Annotated in this window: 14 protein-coding genes and 1 tRNA gene; 3 read left to right on the top strand and 12 right to left on the bottom strand. The window is 64.5% G+C overall.

The features are described 5' to 3' along the window. Nucleotides 1–6: 6 nt before the first annotated feature. The 3 genes from flgK (at nucleotide 7) to FHW78_RS02085 (ending at nucleotide 3,957) form a co-directional block, all read left to right on the top strand. Nucleotides 7–1,887: a flagellar hook-associated protein FlgK gene (gene flgK, locus FHW78_RS02075; protein WP_183637056.1), complete on the top strand. Its 1,881-nt coding sequence runs from the start codon at nucleotides 7–9 to the stop codon at nucleotides 1,885–1,887. Further along, a complete protein-coding gene (gene flgL / locus FHW78_RS02080; protein WP_183637059.1) occupies nucleotides 1,884–3,086 on the top strand; it encodes a flagellar hook-associated protein FlgL in 1,203 nt (400 codons plus the stop codon). Before flgK ends, flgL begins: the two co-directional genes overlap by 4 nt. Before the next feature lie 616 nt (nucleotides 3,087–3,702). Beyond that, nucleotides 3,703–3,957: a hypothetical protein gene (locus FHW78_RS02085; protein WP_183637062.1), complete on the top strand. Its 255-nt coding sequence runs from the start codon at nucleotides 3,703–3,705 to the stop codon at nucleotides 3,955–3,957. A gap of 124 nt (nucleotides 3,958–4,081) precedes the next feature. On the opposite strand, the gene FHW78_RS02090 is transcribed toward FHW78_RS02085, so the two are convergent. The 12 genes from FHW78_RS02090 to FHW78_RS02145 form a co-directional block, all read right to left on the bottom strand. Further along, a complete protein-coding gene (locus FHW78_RS02090) occupies nucleotides 4,082–4,474 on the bottom strand; it encodes a hypothetical protein (RefSeq protein ID WP_183637065.1) in 393 nt (130 codons plus the stop codon). Between the two features lie 330 nt (nucleotides 4,475–4,804). After that, complete coding sequence (locus FHW78_RS02095; protein ID WP_183637068.1) at nucleotides 4,805–5,338, bottom strand: hypothetical protein; 534 nt, start codon at nucleotides 5,336–5,338, stop codon at nucleotides 4,805–4,807. Between the two features lie 426 nt (nucleotides 5,339–5,764). Then, nucleotides 5,765–6,883, bottom strand: coding sequence for an HDOD domain-containing protein (locus tag FHW78_RS02100; protein ID WP_225562461.1), 1,119 nt, complete (start codon nucleotides 6,881–6,883; stop codon nucleotides 5,765–5,767). Between the two features lie 174 nt (nucleotides 6,884–7,057). Further along, a complete protein-coding gene (locus FHW78_RS02105; RefSeq protein ID WP_183637071.1) occupies nucleotides 7,058–7,927 on the bottom strand; it encodes a ribonuclease H-like domain-containing protein in 870 nt (289 codons plus the stop codon). Next, on the bottom strand, nucleotides 7,924–10,338 hold the full coding sequence (locus tag FHW78_RS02110; protein ID WP_183637073.1) for a DEAD/DEAH box helicase: 2,415 nt from the start codon (nucleotides 10,336–10,338) through the stop codon (nucleotides 7,924–7,926). The genes FHW78_RS02105 and FHW78_RS02110 overlap by 4 nt, the downstream gene beginning before the upstream one ends. A 141-nt stretch (nucleotides 10,339–10,479) precedes the next feature. Continuing rightward, a tRNA-Val gene (locus tag FHW78_RS02115) sits at nucleotides 10,480–10,554 on the bottom strand. A 98-nt stretch (nucleotides 10,555–10,652) separates the two neighbouring features. After that, on the bottom strand, nucleotides 10,653–10,997 hold the full coding sequence (locus tag FHW78_RS02120) for a RidA family protein (protein ID WP_141452518.1): 345 nt from the start codon (nucleotides 10,995–10,997) through the stop codon (nucleotides 10,653–10,655). 97 nt (nucleotides 10,998–11,094) lie between these two features. Continuing rightward, entirely contained in the window at nucleotides 11,095–12,912 is a 1,818-nt protein-coding gene (locus tag FHW78_RS02125) for a GGDEF domain-containing protein (RefSeq protein WP_183637076.1), read from the bottom strand. A gap of 179 nt (nucleotides 12,913–13,091) precedes the next feature. Then, nucleotides 13,092–14,951 (bottom strand): GGDEF domain-containing protein, encoded by a 1,860-nt coding sequence (locus tag FHW78_RS02130; RefSeq protein WP_183637079.1) that lies wholly within the window; start codon nucleotides 14,949–14,951, stop codon nucleotides 13,092–13,094. A gap of 18 nt (nucleotides 14,952–14,969) precedes the next feature. Beyond that, on the bottom strand, nucleotides 14,970–15,254 hold the full coding sequence (locus FHW78_RS02135) for a hypothetical protein (protein ID WP_183637081.1): 285 nt from the start codon (nucleotides 15,252–15,254) through the stop codon (nucleotides 14,970–14,972). After that, a complete protein-coding gene (locus tag FHW78_RS02140) occupies nucleotides 15,229–16,089 on the bottom strand; it encodes an SAM-dependent methyltransferase (protein ID WP_183637083.1) in 861 nt (286 codons plus the stop codon). Before FHW78_RS02140 ends, FHW78_RS02135 begins: the two co-directional genes overlap by 26 nt. Before the next feature lie 101 nt (nucleotides 16,090–16,190). Then, complete coding sequence (locus FHW78_RS02145; protein ID WP_183637085.1) at nucleotides 16,191–17,924, bottom strand: M1 family metallopeptidase; 1,734 nt, start codon at nucleotides 17,922–17,924, stop codon at nucleotides 16,191–16,193. Nucleotides 17,925–18,000: the final 76 nt, after the last annotated feature.

Raw genomic sequence — 18,000 nt, forward strand, 5'->3', positions numbered from 1 at the left:
TAGTCCATGTCCAACCTCCTCGCCACCGGTTCCAGCGCCCTGCTCGCCTTCCAGCGGGCGCTGTCCACGGTCAGCCACAACGTCGCCAACCTCAACACGCCGGGTTACTCGCGCCAGCGCACCGAGTTCGCCGCGCGCAACGGCACCTTCCACGGCTACGGCTACCAGGGCGGTGGCGTACAGATCGTCGACGTCCATCGCATGGCCGATTCGCTGGCCACCGCGCGCCTGCTCGACAGCACCGGCGAACTGAACCGCCTGCAGCAGATGTCGGTGCTGTCCAACCGCCTGGACAGCCTGTTCTCGGAAAAGGCCACCGGCATCGCCGCGCCGTGGTCGGGCTTCTTCGATTCGATCAGCGCGCTGTCCTCCAGCGCCGCCGGCGCGGCCGATCGGCAGAGCGTGCTGTCCCAGGCCAATGCGCTGGTCACCCGCTTCAACCAGATTGATCAGCAACTGGACAAGGTGGATGGCGAGGTCAACAGCGGCCTCACCTCCGCCGTGGGTGAAGTGAACCGGCTGGCCAAGGAAATCGCCCAGCTCAACGGTCGCATCGGCAACGGCGCCAATGCCTCGGGCGATCTGCTGGATCGCCGCGATCAGCTGATCAGCCAGCTGATCGGCTACACCGGCGGCACCGCCGTGCAGCAGGACGGCGGCCAGATCAACGTGTTCACCGCCGGCGGCCAGCCGATGGTGGTCGGCGCCACCGCCAGTTCGCTGGTGACCGTGGCCGATCCCTACCGGCCCGAGCGCCTGCAGGTGGCGCTGGAAACCAACGGCCAGCGGGTCACCCTGGACAAGCGCGCGCTCGGCGGCCAGATCGGCGGCCTGATGGAATTCCGCACCACCGTGCTGGATCCGGCCATCGCCGAACTCGGTCGCATCGCCATGTCGCTGGCCGAAACCTTCAACGAAGGCCATCGCGCCGGCATGGATCAATACGGCCAGATGGGCGGGGATTTCTTCACCGCGCCGCAGCCGCAGATCTCGTCGCACTCGGGCAACACCGGCAACGCCGTGCTGCAACCGTCGCTGGGCGATCTGGGCGCGCTCAACGGCAAGAACGTGATGCTGCGCTTCGACGGCGGCAACTGGGTCGCCACCGATCCCGACACCGGCACCGCCATCCCGGTCACCGGGACCGGCACCGCCGCCGATCCGCTGCTGGTCAACGGCGTGGAACTGGTGTTGTCCAGCGGCACGCCCGCCGCCAACGATCGCTTCCTGCTGCAACCCACCGCGGGCGCGGCCGGCACGATCAAGCTCGCCATCAGCGATCCCAGCCGGATCGCCGCCGCCAGCCCGGTCAAGGCCAAGGCCGATCTGGCCAACACCGGCACCGGCAAGCTGGGCGCGGTCACCATCACCAACCCGGCGGATCCGAACCTGCTGGCACCGTCGGTGATCGAATTCATCGACGCCAACCAGTACACCATCGACGGCGCCGGCCCGTTCACCTACACGCCCGGCCAGGCCATCACCCACAACGGCTGGAGCGTCACCCTCGACGGCGCGCCCGCCGCCGGCGACGCCTTCAACCTCGGCCCCACCGGCGCCAACTCCAGCGACAACGGCAACGCCAAGCTGCTGTCCAACCTGGACGACGCGCGCAAGCTCAACGGCGGCACCCTCACCCTCAACGGCGCCATCTCCGGCCTGACCACCACGGTTGGCTCGGCCGCGCGCCAGGCCGACTACTCGGCCGAGGCACAGCAGGTGCTGCAGGATCAGGCGCAGGCCGCGCGCGATGCCATTTCCGGCGTCAACCTGGATGAGGAAGCGGCGGATCTGATGCGCCTGCAGCAGGCCTACCAGGCCGCGGCGCAGATCATCTCCACCGCCGACACCCTGTTCCAGTCCCTGCTGAGCGCGACCCGCCGATGAACAATCGCATCTCCACCGGCCTGATGTACCAGCAGTCGATCACCACGATGCTGGCCAAGCAGGCCAAGCTGGCCCACACCCAGCAGCAGCTCGCCTCCGGGCAGAAGCTGATCAGCGCCAAGGACGATCCGGTCGCCGCCGGCAATGCCGTTGGCCTGGATCGCACCCTGGCCGAACTGGAACGCTTCGCCGCCAACGCCAGCACCCTGCAGAACCGCCTGGGCTTGCAGGAAAACGCGCTCAAGCTGGTCGGCGACGCGATGGCGCGCGTGCACGAACTGACCGTGCAGGCCAACAACGCCGCGCTCGGCGACGACAGCCGCAAGGCGATCAGCGCCGAACTCAAATCCATCCATGACGGCCTGCTGGATCTGGCCAACAGCACCGACGGCACCGGCCGCTACCTGTTCGGCGGCACCGCCGACGGCAGCGCCCCGTTCGCACTGGCGGCCGGCGGCGTCATCTACAGCGGCGACCAGACCCAGCGCCAGGTCGAGGTCGCGCCGGACACCTTCGTCTCCGACACCCTGCCCGGCAGCGAAATCTTCCTGCGCCTGCGCACCGGCACCGGCCGCATCGACGGCGCCGCCGCCGGCGCCAACACCGGCACCGGCCTGCTGATGGATCTCAGCGTCACCGACTCCAGCGCCTACGACGGCGGCCAGTACAGCATCCGCTTCACCAGCCCGACCACCTACGAGGTCTACGGTGCAGGCCCCACCCCGATTTCCACCGGCACCTACACCAAGGGCCAGAGCATCGCCTTCGCCGGCGTGCAGGTGAAGATCGACGGCCAGCCCAACGCCGGCGACGCATTCGACATCGGCCCTTCAGCCACCCGTGACGTGTTCGCCACCATCCAGAATCTGATCGGCGCACTGGAAACCAACCCCACCACCGACGCCCAGCGCGCCGCCATGCAGAACCAGTTGCAGGCCGCCATGCGCGACGTCGCCAGCGCCCAGGGCCACATGATCGACGCCCGCGCCAGCGGCGGCGCCCAGCTGATGGCCATCGACAGCGCCGCCGAACTGCGCGACGCCAACGCCGTCACCCTCAAGGGCACCCTCTCCAGCCTGCGCGATCTCGACTGGGCCGAGGCCATCGGCCGCTACAACCTGGAAAACACCGCCCTCCAGGCTGCGCAGAGCGTGTTCATGCAGATGCAGCAGTTGTCGCTGTTCAAGATGATGGGGTGAGGGGCGGGATTCGGGAGTCGGGAGTCGGGAGTCGGGAGTCGGGAGTCGGGAGTCGGAAGTCGGAAGTCGGAAGTCGGAAGTCGGAAGTCGGAAGTCGACCAGAGCTTCGCCCAGTGACACCATCGTCGCAGGGAAGGCTACCGTGACGCACGCAGTCCACGCGTTCTTCAAGATAACCAACATCCCAGCAAAAACGACTACCTCTGCCTCCCCCTTTGAAAAAGGGGGACTGAGGGGGATTTGCTCTTGGCGCCGACCACCACCACTCGCCACTTCGCCAAACACAACGGGCGCCCATCGTCACGCAAATAAAAAAGTGAGCCCAGAAACACTGAAGCCAAAACGCTCAAAGTTAGTCGACACCGCCCAACCACATCGGCAGACTCCGGCATCAGGAGTTCAGACCTCCCCACGTAGCGGTACTACCCCTGTTATCCGGCGGTTCTTTTCTTCATCACCGGATAGCAACCGGCGACCTCGTTTCAATGCCGGGAGGTGGGTGAATGCAAGACCCGTATGGGAAATAGCCCAGCCGACTACGTGCGGTATCTGACCTCCCGGCACCCGGCCGCACTCACGCGCGCCGGGATTCTTCAACGAAGAAATGGAGGTCCCCATGACCAATGTTCGAATGGTCTATCTGTTGGAAGAACAAACCCAGCTGAATCTCATCCAGCTGCGTGATCACCTCAAACTGCTGTCCCTGCTCATCAGTCCCCGCTTCCGCCAGGACGAGCACCACAGCCTGCCCATCCCGCTGCAACCCCTGAGCGACTGCTTCGCCGGCCTCGCCCACGACGCCAGCCACATCCTCGACCAGCTCCGCTGGCATTCCGGAAAACCGGACGTCGAACCGGCCAACGACGCGTAACAAAAACGCGGGCTGCTAGCGCCCGCGTTCTATGGATGAATACTGCTTTATATGCGGAAAATCCAGCCGATAGAACCTGCCATAGCTGCTATTAGCTATTTACCTATTTTCAGGAAGATAAAATTCACCCTTCCTTCAAATCATCCATCACACGAAGAAAAAACCTTAGAAATGTCATGGAGTCAAAAAATTTTTCCTTATAACCCTGCACCGGAAGTTGATCTCGTCGCCCATCCTTGCTTACCAGCACAAGTGATTTACTCTCCTTTTCATTCGGAAGTTCCACCTCCGCCAGGTCCGAGTACTTAACTTTGACTACTCGCTCTCCATCCCGCCACGCAACTCCGGCTTCAAAAAAACCGACAACCCCTCCATCTTCACCAGGGTTCTTATACCCACCCAATGGAATACCCATCCCATCTCCATGAATTTTAAAAAGCTCAGCATCCTGCGACCAATCTTTGCGAAAATTCTCCATTGGAAACAGAATTCGATAAGCTCTAACGGCAACCTTCATCACTCACCTCACCGGAACAGTTATTACATCTGTCGCGCCATTCGTTGTTAAACCATAGCGCGACTGAATAGTATTATGGAGTCTAGGCTCCGCGATGACCCCTTAATTCTTAGCGTTGTCGCGCCATTCGCCTTAGCCGTATTGATCATGTTCCCAACAATTTTCAGGGGGTTCGAAATTTTCCCCTTAATCATGTCGACTCGGATAGTTGCGACACCATCTTTTAACGCAAAAGTTCCACGAAGCTTTGTATAGAGCCCTTGAGGCCAAGATCTGCAACTCGCAACTCTCTACTAAAATTCGCCGCATTCCTTAATACGAGCCCTCCTCTTACGCCTCCGGCAAATCCGCCACCACCGCGAGACAATCCACCTGCCAGTTGTCCTGGGTGACCACCGGGAATGAGATGGGCTGTCCCAGCGAATCGGTCATCACGGGAGCGGACGTATTCTGCGTGGAACGCTTGAGGAAAGTCTGTCGCTGACCATCCTCCGTCACCATCTCGACGCCTGCCCAGACCGATCCGTTGAAACCGAAGCCCGGCGATGCCACGGGTCGCCCGAAAAAGGTGCAACGCTTGTGTCGGTTGGGATCCGACGATGAGATCACCATCCAGCGGTCACCCGGTTGGCCCGGATCCCCGGTCATCAGATTGGCGCTGACCACGGTTTCAATACGCGGGATTGAAAGCACCCAGTCGCCCATCATGTAGGGCTGCAGTCGGGATTCGCTCTCGGCCATGCTGGCAAGTTGCCTGACAAGCGTGATGGTCGGCCCCGTTCCTTCCAGCAAAACATCCGTCTGGCTGAAGGTCAGATCTCCGGTGTAGAGATTCAGGCGCTCCCCGAACGGAGTATCGCCCACCGGCTGGATGGTTTCATAAACCTGCGCAGGTACTCGTCCCCCACCGGGACTTCCTGCGCCCTCACGCCTCCCATCACAGAACAAACCACAAGCAACGCGATCCAGCGTGACCTCGGTTCCATGTCTTCTCCTGGGTACTACTCCAGCGGCGGCCTGCACCCTTTCGATGGACGCAGCTCAGTACATTGCGGCGATTCCATTGGCGCCTCCGGCCGTCATTCCCTCAGTCGGAACAAGAACGCCTCGCGAGAAGCGTTCCACTGGATAAATAACGGGGATTATCGAAGCAGTCAAGCTGTCCCGCGATGCTGACCAGCAACGGGTTCCTTTGATCTGCTCCGTCATAACTGCGGACAAGCATCCCGTCCACAGTGACGCAGTGAGAGTATGGATGAGCGATGCTTCACCAGGGAGCGAGGCCCCTGCTTAAGCCGCGCTAGCTACCCGATCAAACAGGCTATCCGCCATCTCCCGCCAGCCGGCGAGTTGATGCAGCACGCCCAGCGACTTGAGGTAGTCCTCGTCCACTTGCTCGTTGCTGGCGAGCGCGCCGGCGACGTGCACGGCGCCGGGGACCCAGAAGCTGCGCAGGCTGGAGCGCTGCGGTTGGCGGTGGAAGGCGACGGCTTCAACGATGGGCATGGGCAGGCCCCACAGGCCGAGCAGGTAGGCGCCGGCTTCGGTGTGGCCGGGACGTTCGTCGCCTTCGGCGGCGACGGGTTCGCGTTCGTCACGCACGCCGGGCAACAGCAGGCCGACGTCGGCGAGCAGTGCGGCGGTGGCGCCGAGTTCGGCGCTGGTTTTCGGCAGGATGCGCGCGGCCAGGCGCGAGGCGATCAGGGCGCGCTGTTGCAGGGCCAGGCGATCGACGTTGCTGCCGGTCTTGATCGAGAACACTTCGCTGGCCAGCACCAGATCACGCAGGGTCGCCAGCCCCAGCCTTGTGACCGCCGCGCGCAGATCGGTGATCGCGCGGCCGTTGGAGAAATAGGCCGAGTTGCACAACTGCAGCACCTTGGCGGCGATGGCCGGATCGCCGGAGACGATGCGAGCGATGTCGTTGCTGTCGCCGTCGTCCTCTTCCAGTGCGCGGGTCAGCGCGAAGTACAGGTGCGGCGGCGACGGCAGGTGCTCGACCCGGCCGATGACGCGGCGCAGGCGCGGGCTGTCCAGCAGGTCGCGCAGTTCTTCCAGGCTGTGGATGGCTTCCAGCACGGTCTCGGAAGACAGTGGCAGCGGCAGGAAGCGATGGGCGACGCCAATCAGTTTGATGGGTGGAGAAACGCCGGCTTCGGTGTTTTCCAGCAGCGCGATGCGGATGGTTTCCGGACGCAGGGTGCGAATCTGGCCGAGCAGCGTGGCCGGTGGCAAGTCGGGCAGGCCCGGGCCGACGATCAACACGTCAATCGGGGAATTGGCGACCGCGAACATGGCGGCGTTGCCGTCGGCAACGAACTCGACCTTCCATTCGTCGCCCATGTCGCCGATGTAGTCGGTCAGATCATCGGGCAAACAGGCGGTGTCGCCCACATACAGGATCCGCAAGGCACTTCCCCTTCAAACCATTGTCCAGTGGCGCATCCGAACCCTGGATACACGCCCGCGCGAAAATCTACCGATTTTTCGGCCGCGCGATGACATTCCTGAAGGGCTGTCACGCGATATTGCGCAGCCCTTCACACAACCGCCGTGGAAAGGCGGCGTCGAAACCGGAATTCGTCAAATTTTTGGCGCGATTCCGGGCAGCGAACGCCCTTCCACCGGCCCGGCGGAAGACAAGTGCGCGAGCAGGCGGGCCAGCGTGACGACGTCCTGAAAGTTGTGTGCGGCCACCCGATGCAGCAGTTCGGACGAGCCGCCACGCAGATAACCCAACCAGGCCGCGGGCGCTTCCGAACCTGGCAGGTCATCCTCGCGCACGATCTCCAGTGCGCGCCGCTCGATGGTGGCGAGGCGGCAGTTTTCCCAGACGCCACGATAGCGCCGGCGTGTGGGATACAGCAGGTCCAGGTGGGCCAATCCTTCCAGCGGATTGCGACGACGCGCCAACCGGTAGCGGGTGATCAGCAGGGGCGCGTCGTAGCAGCGCCCGTTGTAGCTGACCAACCGCATGTCCGGCCGCAGCCAGCCCGCGAAGGTATCCAGCATGGCGCGCTCGGCGGCCAGGTGCGCGATCAGCAACTGTCGCACCCGCAGCCCTTCGGGAACGAAATCCGAGGCGCCGATCATGAAGGCGCGGGTGCCGGTGCCACCCGCCAGTCCGGTGGTCTCGGTATCGAAGAAAAGAAGCTGCGAGGCGGAAAGAAGATCCTCGCGCGCGAACGCGCCGTCGAACGACTCGGGTATCACCGGCCACGGCAATATCCGCTCGATCAGATGCAGGCCATCGGCGATCTCCTCGCCCGGCAGGATGCGCTGGTGCGCGGCGGCGCGCGAGGGCGGCGCCGAACGCGTGCGCACACCAAGCATCCGCCGCAACGAAGTGGCCATGTCGGTAGCCGGCGCGCGGACCGCAGGTGGCGATGCGACGGGTGTGGGATGCCCGGCCTGCTGGCGCAGCCGGCGCAGGTGTTCCAGCGCGGTGCTCATGCGACCGCCAGCAGTTCCAGCACGCGTCGCGCCAGCACCTTGGGGGTCACCTCGGCGGTCTCGTCGGCGGCCAGGATGGGACCGACGCAGGCCGGGCAACCAGCGGGGCAGCCACAGCCATCCACCAATTCGCCTGCACGCCGCACCAGTTCGGCCTGCCGGCGCCACAGCGGTTCGCTCAGGCCGATGCCGCCGGGGTAGTTGTCGTACAGGTACAGCGTGGGCACGAAGCGGTCACCTTCCAGCGGCGACAGCAATTGCCCTTCGCCGCCGCGCAGTTGTCCCCTGCCCTGCGCATCCGGCACCGCGAACCAGGCGCCGTCGCCATCGCCCACCGCCTTCTGCAGATCCCGGCCTTCGGCCATTACCGCCACGGTGGCGACGATGTGCAGCGCGTTGGCCGCGCCGAGGAAACCATCCAGCGCCTCCTGCCGCGAGGCGAAGCCCGCATGCAGGGTCTCCGGCGGCAGCTGCCACCACAGGCTGGTGGTGTGCATTTCCTGATCCGGCAGGTTGACCGGGCCGTAGCCGATGTTCTCGTGGGTGTAGTAGCGGATCTTCTTGTAGCCGGCCACGCGCCGGACCACGTGCACTTCGCCGTGATGGCAGGTGCCCTGCCCCGCGCGGCAGCCGTCGAAACGCTCCAGCACCTTCAGCTTGGTGTAGTCGATGGCGTCGGTGTAGTAGTCGACGTGGGTGCGGGTGACGTAGGCCTTGCGGCCTTCCCAGTCCAGCCGCTCGACCTGGTAGGGCGTGGACTGGATCATGTGGATGGCGCCTTCGTAGAGGGTCAGCGGCGCGGCGCTGAAATCCACTTCCGCGATGATGGTCTGGCGGCCGTCGGTGCGGTCCACCACCACGAAGTTGCCGTCCGCCACCGCGCGCAGGCTGACCGCGTTGGCCGGATAGCTGTCGGCGATCCATTCGTAGCGCTCGCCCTCGCGATGGACCACGCTGTCCTCGCTCAGCAGTTCCAGGAATGGCGCCGGGTCCACCGGACCGAAATGCTCGCCCGCCAGGAACGGCAATTCGAACGCCGCGCAGCGGATGTGATCGAGCAGGATCATTGGCTGGTCGGCGGCGATGCGCGCGTGTTCGGGCGGGCTGTCGGCGAAGAAGTCCGGATGCCGCACCACGTACTGGTCCAGCGGCTGCGAGCTGGCCACCAGCACGCCCAGCGAAGGCTGCTGGCGCCGGCCGGCGCGGCCGAAGCGCTGCCAGGTGGCGGAAATCGAGCCGGGATAACCGTTCAGCACCACCGCGTCCAGGCTGCCGATGTCCACGCCCAGTTCCAGCGCCGAGGTGGAGACGATGCCGTCGATGCGGCCGTCGCGCATGTCGCGCTCGGCCTGGCGGCGCTCGGTCGGCAGGTAGCCGCCGCGATAGGCGCGGATCCGCGCGGGCTTGCGGGGATCGTGGTCGAACACATCCTTGAGGTATTTGGTCAGCACCTCCACCATGGTCCGCGACTGCGCGAACACCAGCGTCTTCAACCCCGCCTTGATCGCCAGCCGGGCGATGCGGTTGCTCTGCGAACGCGCGGATGCGCGCAGGCCCAGATCCGGATTGACCACTGGCGGATTCCACAGCAGCACATGCTTGTCGCCGCTGGGCGCGCCGGACTCGGTGATGGCGTGGACGTCGGCTTCCAGCAGCGCCTCGGCGTGCGCCTTGGGATTGCCGATGGTGGCCGAGCACAGGATGAACTGCGGCGAGGCGCCGTAGAACGCGCACACCCGACGCAGGCGGCGCAGCACGTTGGCCACGTGCGAACCGAATACGCCACGGTAGGTATGGACTTCGTCGATCACCACGTAGCGCAGGTTCTCGAAGAACTGCGCCCACTTGGTGTGGTGCGGCAGGATCGCCTGGTGCAGCATGTCAGGATTGCTGACCACGATGTCGCCATGCAGACGGATGGCCTGGCGCGCGTCGCCCGGCGTATCGCCGTCGAAGGTGAAGGCCTTGATGCCCAGCTCGCCGGCGGCGTTGAGTTCCAGCAGTTCGCTGACCTGATCCTGCGCCAGCGCCTTGGTCGGAAACAGGTACAGCGCCTTGGCGCTGCCGCCCATCACCGCCGACGCCACCGGCAGCGTGTAGCAAAGCGACTTGCCCGAGGCGGTGGGCGTGGCGATGACCAGATGTTCGCCCGCCGCCGCGTGGGCCCAGGCTTCGGCCTGATGCGAATAGAGCCGCTCGACCCCGCGCTGGCGCAGCGCGCGCGCCAGCGCCGGCGGCAGGGTTTCCGGCAATGGGGCGTAGCGCCCCTCGCGCCCGGGCACGGTCAACTGGCCGGTCACTCGATCCGGATACTTGGCCGCCAACCGCTCGGACAGGCGACTGCCGTCGGTGGTACCGGCCGGCAGCAGGTCACGGTGGGAACGGGCGATTTGCCGGGCGGGTACGGACATGGGCGGACTCCAGAAAGGCCGTCATCACAAACCACCGCCGTCGCAGGATTTGAGATTGACGCCCGGGGCGCTCCCTCCTGCACGCCCCGACCGGACGCGAAAAAGCAAAGGCCCGGCTTGCGCCGGGCCTTTGCGTACAACTGGTGGGCGGTACAAGGTTCGAACTTGTGACCCCTGCCGTGTGAAAGCAGTGCTCTACCGCTGAGCTAACCGCCCGAATCTCGGGCCGCGTATGTTAATCGGGCCTGCCGGATAGGTCAAACATTTTTGCCCGCCGACCCGCAAAGGCCCGCCACGCGGGCCATTCCGACGGCTCAGACCGCGGCGGTCACCAGCACCTCGATGCGCCATTCGGCATTGGCCAGGCGGGCCTGGACCGTGGCGCGCGGCGGGGTGTGGCCGGGCACCACCCACTCGTCCCAGGCCTGGTTCATGCCCTCGAAGTCGAGCATGTCCTTCAGGAAGATTTCCACCCGCAGCAACTTGCTCTTGTCAGTCCCGGCCTGCGCGAGCAGCGCGTCGACGGCAGCCAGTACCTGCCGGGTCTGGCCGCGAATGTCCTGGCTGGCGTCGTCGGCGATCTGGCCGGCCAGGTAGACCACGCCGTTGTGGATGGCCATTTCCGACATGCGGGGGCCGACATCGAATCGCTGGATCATGGGGAAAGCTCCTTCATTCATCGGCACTGGCTGTGCCGCCGATGAAGCTTAACGCAGGCGCGGTTCACCTGGAGTCGCAAGGCGCGACGATGTCTTTTCAGCTTTCCTGTTCCTGCGTTTCCCGGCGTGCCGTCTCGCCGCTCGCCGGTACCGTCCGCCGTTCGGGCAACGAATAGCCACCTTCGTAGGCGCTGACCTGATTGCGACCGTCATGCTTTGACCGATACAGCATGCGGTCGGCGAGCGAAAACAACCTCGCGAGTTGATAGCCGGCCAACGCGGTGGTGGTGACGCCGAAGCTTGCGGTGACGAGGAAACGATGGCCCGTGCCCGAAGTATCGATGCGTGTGACGCGCTGGCGGCAATCCTCCGCCGCCTCGACCGCTTGCGCCAGGCTCATGCCAGGCAACAGCAGGGCGAATTCCTCCCCGCCCAGCCGGCCAACCACGGCATTGCGGTAATCCAGACCGCGGCAAAGCTCGGCCACCCGCACCAGCACCTGATCGCCGGCGGCGTGGCCGTAGCGATCATTGATCGTCTTGAAATGGTCGAGATCGAACATGACCAGCGCGACTTCCTGCTCGTTCCTCGCGCACTGGGCCAAAAGGCGTTCGGACTGGATGCTGAAATGGCTGCGGTTGCCGATGCCGGTCAGCGCGTCGGTCTGCGCCAGCCGCTTGAACATCATCTGGGTGCGTTTGGTGCGATATGCCCAGTAGCCGATGCTGGCCAGGAGCATGGTCAACAGCACCACCACCAGGCGGGTATTCTGGACCGACTTGCTCTCCAGCTTGCGTTGCAGTTGCAGCAACTGGTTCTGGCTGCCAAGTCGCTGGATCTGCTCCGACTTTTCGAAGGTTTCCTGGCGGACAATCTGGTAGGCCAGCTCGCGCGCCTTGACCTCGTTCAGATAAGCCTTGTCCGCTTCCGCGAAGCGGCGGTAGTAGACCAGCGCGGTTTCCGTGTCACGCCGGCGCTCGGCAATCCGGTACATGGTGCGATAGGCCCCGACCAGTGACTGCGTGCTGGTGCCCACCGCGCCGCTGAGCGCGATGGCTTCGGATGCGTAGGTTTCCGCGGCCTTCAGATCGCCTCGCTCGAACAGCAGTTCCGCCAGCGTTGCCTTGACCAGGACCGCCAGATAGGGATAGCGAAACGATTCCACCTCCGCCAAATGCGTCCGCAGCAATGCGATGGCTTCGGCCCGCTTGTGCTTCGCAGCCATCGCCCTGGCCACAATCACCCGGATGTGGTTCGCCAGCAGCCTTTCGCCACCCGCCGTGCAATGATCTATGGCATCGTCCAACGGCGCCATGTCGGCAGGCATGGTCGCCAGGTTCATCATTGCGTCGTACTTGAGATACTCGGCAAAGCAACGCGCGCGGGAATCCGAATGTTCGGACAGAATCCGCTCCGCGTATTGCAGACCCAGTCCGTACTGTCCGATCTCGTTGTGGAGGTAGGCCGCCTCGACCAGCGCATGTACTTTCAGTTGCGGATCGGAAACGCGATCCATCTGCGGCAGCACATTGCCGAGTTGGCGCAGGCTTTCGGCGAATCGTCGGCTCTTGGTGTAGAGATTGACCAGCAACGCATTTGCGCGGAACCGGATATCGTCGTCCTTGGCGGAGGCGGCCAGCGCTTTCAGGCGCGGAATCACCGCGTCGTAATTGCCGGAAAAAGCAAGTCGGTACGCTTCCAGATACTCCAGTTGTTCGCGCTGGCGAGGCTCCATTTCCTGCTTGCGCCGCTGGAGCGCATCGACCAAGGCACTGAAGCGCGCCGGTTCGGCGCTGCGTATCGACTCCGCCTGCGCAAACAGATCCGTCACGCTGGGTGATGCTGCCCTCGCGGCCATCGCGACCGGAACCCACAGGGCCGCCCACAGCAGCCATGTCCTGAAACCGCTGCGCATCGTCAGGGGCCCGTCCACGCTTCCGCTACGGCCATCAGCGGCACATCCGGCATGAATGCAGGCGGATCCGGTTCATTGGACGTGGAATTCCCTCGCTGACAAGACATGCCGACCTCCGCCAGGAGGCCGCCCCGCGGGGATCTTATCGCATCGCTCGGGAGGGCGTCCGGAGGCCGGGTTCAGCCCGCACGTCCAAAAGACCGCCCTGCTGGACCGGCGGCAGGCAGCTCGCCAACGAGTTCGGGCCAAGCGGATTCCGCCGGGGTTTCCGACCGATCGTCGGCGTGCGTTCCCCGGTAGGCCACTACCCGGTTGCGTCCCTGCTCCTTGGATCGATAGAGCATGCGGTCGGCATCGGAAAGCAGTCGTTCGAGCACGTAGCCGGATACCGCTGTCGAGGTGACGCCGAAACTGGCTGCGATGGAAAAGCGGTGCCCGGTCTCGGAAGTATCGATGGCGGTGAGACGCGCCCTGCAATCCTCGGCCAGACGAATCGCCGAACGCAGATCGCAGCCGTACATCAACATTGCGAATTCCTCGCCCCCCAGGCGACCGAGCACGTCAATCCGGCGACACAGCGCCTGGCAGACCAGCGCGACCTGCCGGAGTACCCAGTCTCCAGAAGGATGTCCGAATCGGTCGTTGATCGATTTGAAGTGGTCCAGATCGAACATGATCACGGCCACTTCTTCGCCATTGCGCTCGCACTGGGCCAGGCTTCGCTCTGCCAGCTGGGTGAAATGGTGCCGGTTGCAGATGCCGGTCAGGGCATCGGTCTCGGCCAGGTGCTTCAGCGACATCTGGACCCGTTTGGTCTTGTAGGCCCAATAAGCGATGGTCGCCAGCAGCAACACCAGAAGGATGATGATCAGGCGCGTGTTCTGCGCGGCCTGCTGCTCGACCTTGCGCTGGAGCTTGAGCAGTTGGTTCTGGCTGTCCAGTCGCTGGATCTGCTGGGATTTCTCCAGGGTCTCCTGGCGCACGATCTGGTATGCGAGTTCGCGCGCCTTCACTTCATTCAGATAGGCCTTGTCCACCTCCGCGTAGCGGCGGAAATAGACCAGCGCCTGGTCGGAGTCGTCACGCGCCTCGGCAATCCGGTACATCGTGCGATAGGCGCTGGCGAGGGAAGGCAGATTGCCGTCCGTGTTTCCCTGGGCAATCGTGTCGGAGGCGAAACTCTCGGCGGCTCCCAGCTCGCCCTTGTCCAGCAACAACTCCGCGATCAGCGCCTTGACCTGGGCGATGAGGTAGGCAAAACGGGTTGCCTCCACTTCCTGCAGGTTGCTGCGCAGCAGCTCGATGGCCGAACTGCGTTTGCCCTCGGCGGCCCACTTCTTCGCGAGCGTCACCCGGATGGTGTTGACCGCGGCAATCTCGTGTTGCGTCTTGCACTGCTCGATGGCCTGGAGGATGGAATCGTCCCGGCTCGGCAAGGTACCCAGGCTGTTGAGCGCCTCGAATTTGACCTGGTTGGCGAAGCACTGCGTCCGTGGCTGCGGCGAGTCTTCGAGAATGCGTTCGGCATAGCGCAGGGCCAACTGGTGCTGCCCCACCTGCCCGTAGGTGAACGCTGCCACGCCAAGACCCTGATGGCGCAGTTCCTTGGATTTGACCTGGTCAACCAACCCCAGCGTCGTTTCCAATTGCCGCAGCGACTCGGTGAACTGACGGCCGAGGGTACTGGTATTGGCAACCAATACGCCCGTACGAAACTTCATCTCAGGGTCCTGCGTGCTCTCGATGAGCATACGTGCACGCGCCATGGCTTTTTCATACTGCCCCTGGAACGCCACGTCGTAGATGGCCAGGTACTCGATATGCTCGCGCTGGGCTGTAGTTGCCGACTTGCCGGCGCGTTGCAGCTGCTGCAACAACTGCTGGAATCGCTTGGGTTCGGAGCTCTTGACCTGTTCCGCCTGCTGAAGCAACGCATCAATACTGCCTGCGGGACCGGTGACGGCTGCCGCACTCGCGGCAGCCGTCGTCACCCATATCATGGCCGTCAGCAACGTTCGCATGATCAGGCGAGGGAACATGTCCGTGGTCCCGGTAACTTACTCTTCCTCGGGCGCCTGGGCCGGCTCGTTCTCATCCGGCGTGTCTGCATCCGGAGTCTCGCCGGGCGGAAGTTCGGGACCCGGCTCCCAAATCAGGCCAACCATCTCCGCACGCCCACCCACCAATTGGCTGAGCACCGAAAAATCGCCCTTCATCACCGCCTCGCGCTGCGCGGGCTCCAACTCCAACGAATCGATCATCGCCTGCAGTTGCTCGGGCGACATACGCGACAGCGCCGGGTTCTGCCCCAGCGTTTCAAGAAACCGGATTGCGTTCGACATGTTGCATCCTCTGTGGGTGGTGGTTTTCTGGTGAATCGAACGGGACAGTGGCCCCGTTCTGCAACGCTTCCAGGCGATCCCGCATGGCCGTGTTGAGCTGCATCCGCCGCGCCGGCGGCACGACCAGGGTGGTCTGTTGTTTCAAATCCGCGGTGGCGAGCGAGGACAACCGGATCCGTTCGCACCGGGGCGGCGTCATCGGCATCGTCGCCGCTTCATAGGCGATGACATCGTGATCCAACGGATAATCTTCCGCCAACAGGTCGACCAGGAGTTGCCGTTCGGCGGAAGTGCTGCTGAAGGTGCGCAGGCTGCGGTCGCCGGCCAGGCCGACCTGCCACAAGACGAGATAGGCCGAAGTATCGATCCGACGGCGATAGAGCATGAACTGGCTGGCGGCGTAGTGCTGGCACCCGTAGGTGCCCGGATCGATGCCCAGATCCGCGTAGAGGCAGTCCTCCGCGGAGACACCGGGCTCCATCTCCGCCTCATAGCCCTCGCTCCGTGCCTGCTCGACCGCCAGGTGCGGCGCGAGCGCGAATACACCGGGGTGACCATAGAAGGCGCCACAGACACGACGTCCGGCACGCACCTCGGAGAGCATGGCTTCGACCATCTGTACGTAGGTGTCGCGACGTGACTTGCCTTCCGCATACAGCGGCTGCAGGCTGCGCACATCCGGGTTCATGCCCTGGACCCACAATTCGACCAGCGGATCGGAAACGGCCACGAAGACCACGTCGGCCTGCTCGATATGGCCGCGCGCGCGCGGCCCGATGTGCGCTCCCAACATCATCCCCGTTCCCACGCAGACCAGGCTTCCCCGCACGTCCATCGCGCCGCCGACCGTTTCAAAGAGCGAAATCTAACGGTCCGGGCGCCGCAATGCAAAAAAATGCCGTGACAGGATCGGGGCGGTCCCCCATTCCGCGCCCCTCAGCGTGCCTTTCCCTTGGCCTCCGCCGCCGCCTTGCGGCGCGCCTCGGCGTCCTGCTGGTATTCCACGATATGCGGCAATGCCCGCAGCAGGCGCGAAGCCGGATCCAGGGTATAGGGCTCGCCCGCGGGGAGCGCCAACCGGCCCCGGCCGTTGTCCATGGCCACGGTCTGGACCTTGCCGTCCACCCCGCCGACACGGACTTCCACGGGTACCGGGAACGGCAGGTCGTCCGGGGTCTTCCAGCGCAGGTTCAGGCCGCTGGCGTCGCGCTCGGCGACCAGTTCCGGCAGCGCGGCGCGGTACAGGTAGACGTCGAAGAACCAGCCGTAGTCGCGGCCGGTCACCTTGCGGACGATGTCGATGTAGTCGCGGGTGGAGACATAGCGCGGCTTGAACTTGCCCGGCTGCGGCGTGTCGGTGCCGTACACGGCCTGGCGGATGCTGGCGAAGAAGGCCTCGTCGCCAATCAGGCCGCGCAGCATGTGCAGCATCAGCGAGCCCTTGTAGTAGATATCCAGGCCCGGGCCATTCTCACGGTCATAGACGGTCTTCTCGGTCTGGCTCTTGCCGGACACGATCGGATACTTGTTGACCAGCCCGGCACGCTGGTCCAGCAACGCGGCGTGGTACTCCATCTCGCCGCGCAGGTACTGCAGGTAGAGCGGCTGCATGTAGCTGCCGAAGCCCTCGTGCAGCCACATGTCGTCCCAGTCCACGTTGGTCAACTGGTTGCCGAACCACTCGTGGGCAAACTCGTGCTGCAGCAGCCAGTCGTAGCCGTACTTGTCCTTCTTGTAGTCGTTGCCGTAGGCGTTGATGGTCTGGTGTTCCATGCCCAGGTGCGGGGTTTCGACCACGCCCATCTTCTCGTCGCCGAATGGATACGGGCCGATGTTGCGTTCGAAGAAGTCCAGCACCTGCGGGAACTCGGCGAACAGGCCGCGCGCCTTCGCCTCGCGCCCCTTCAAATGCCAGAAATGCAGCGGGATGGTGTTGCCGAAGCGGCTGCGGTATTCGCCCTTCATCTCCTCGTAGGGACCGATGTTCAGGGCAATGGCATAGGTATTCGAATCACGTGCGCGCCAGTGGTACGTGCGCCAGCCGTCCTTTTCCTGCATGCCCATGGCGATGCCGTTGCCGGCCGCAACCAGCGGCGCCGGCACGGTGATGTGCTGGTCCACGACCAGCGGTTCGCCCTGCGGGTGGTCGATGCAGGGCCAGAACAGGTCGCAGCCCTCGCCCTGCACCGCCGAGGCGACCCAGGGTTCGCCGGTGGGCGCGGTCGCCCAGACGAAGCCGCCGTCCCAGGGCGCGCGCTTGGCCACGTGCGGCTTCCCGCCATAGACGATGCGGACCTTCACCTGCTGCTCCGCCGCCACCGGCGCGGGCAGATCGATGGTCATGCGCCCTTCCGGATTGCGCCAGGCGCTGGCCGGCAGGACGGCGCCGTCGGCCTCGACCCGGCTGACCGCCAGGTTGCGGTCCAGATCCACGACCACCCGCTGGATCGGCGACCTGGCCCGGAAGGTCAACCGGGCGTCGCCCTGGATGGCCTTTTCCGCCGGCACGACCTTGAAGCTCAGGTCCGCATGCTCGAACACGACCGCCTCCTGTTCAGGCGCGCGCGGCACCCCGGAGTCACGGGTCAGGTCGGTGATGTCGGGCTGTTGGGCCAGGGCGGCCGCGGACAGGCTCACGGACAGGGCAAGCATCAGGCGGGAGGACTTCATCGGCATCTCGGCTCCGTTCGGGTCGTGGCGACCACCACGACAACCGTCGATGGTGGCACGCCCGTCCGGACCAGGG

The sequence above is a fragment of the Pseudoxanthomonas sp. OG2 genome (assembly GCF_014192765.1).
GTDB lineage: Bacteria > Pseudomonadota > Gammaproteobacteria > Xanthomonadales > Xanthomonadaceae > Pseudoxanthomonas_A > Pseudoxanthomonas_A beigongshangi.

Excerpts from the sequence above, each read along its gene's own strand:
- flgK (WP_183637056.1), top strand. The coding sequence starts at position 7 with ATGTCCAACCTCCTCGCCACCGGTTCCAGCGCCCTGCTCGCCTTCCAG.
- flgL (WP_183637059.1), top strand. The coding sequence starts at position 1,884 with ATGAACAATCGCATCTCCACCGGCCTGATGTACCAGCAGTCGATCACC.
- FHW78_RS02085 (WP_183637062.1), top strand. The coding sequence starts at position 3,703 with ATGACCAATGTTCGAATGGTCTATCTGTTGGAAGAACAAACCCAGCTG.
- FHW78_RS02090 (WP_183637065.1), bottom strand. The coding sequence starts at position 4,474 with ATGAAGGTTGCCGTTAGAGCTTATCGAATTCTGTTTCCAATGGAGAAT.
- FHW78_RS02105 (WP_183637071.1), bottom strand. The coding sequence starts at position 7,927 with ATGAGCACCGCGCTGGAACACCTGCGCCGGCTGCGCCAGCAGGCCGGG.
- FHW78_RS02110 (WP_183637073.1), bottom strand. The coding sequence starts at position 10,338 with ATGTCCGTACCCGCCCGGCAAATCGCCCGTTCCCACCGTGACCTGCTG.
- FHW78_RS02120 (WP_141452518.1), bottom strand. The coding sequence starts at position 10,997 with ATGATCCAGCGATTCGATGTCGGCCCCCGCATGTCGGAAATGGCCATC.
- FHW78_RS02125 (WP_183637076.1), bottom strand. The coding sequence starts at position 12,912 with ATGCGCAGCGGTTTCAGGACATGGCTGCTGTGGGCGGCCCTGTGGGTT.
- FHW78_RS02130 (WP_183637079.1), bottom strand. The coding sequence starts at position 14,951 with ATGTTCCCTCGCCTGATCATGCGAACGTTGCTGACGGCCATGATATGG.
- FHW78_RS02135 (WP_183637081.1), bottom strand. The coding sequence starts at position 15,254 with ATGTCGAACGCAATCCGGTTTCTTGAAACGCTGGGGCAGAACCCGGCG.
- FHW78_RS02140 (WP_183637083.1), bottom strand. The coding sequence starts at position 16,089 with ATGGACGTGCGGGGAAGCCTGGTCTGCGTGGGAACGGGGATGATGTTG.
- FHW78_RS02145 (WP_183637085.1), bottom strand. The coding sequence starts at position 17,924 with ATGAAGTCCTCCCGCCTGATGCTTGCCCTGTCCGTGAGCCTGTCCGCG.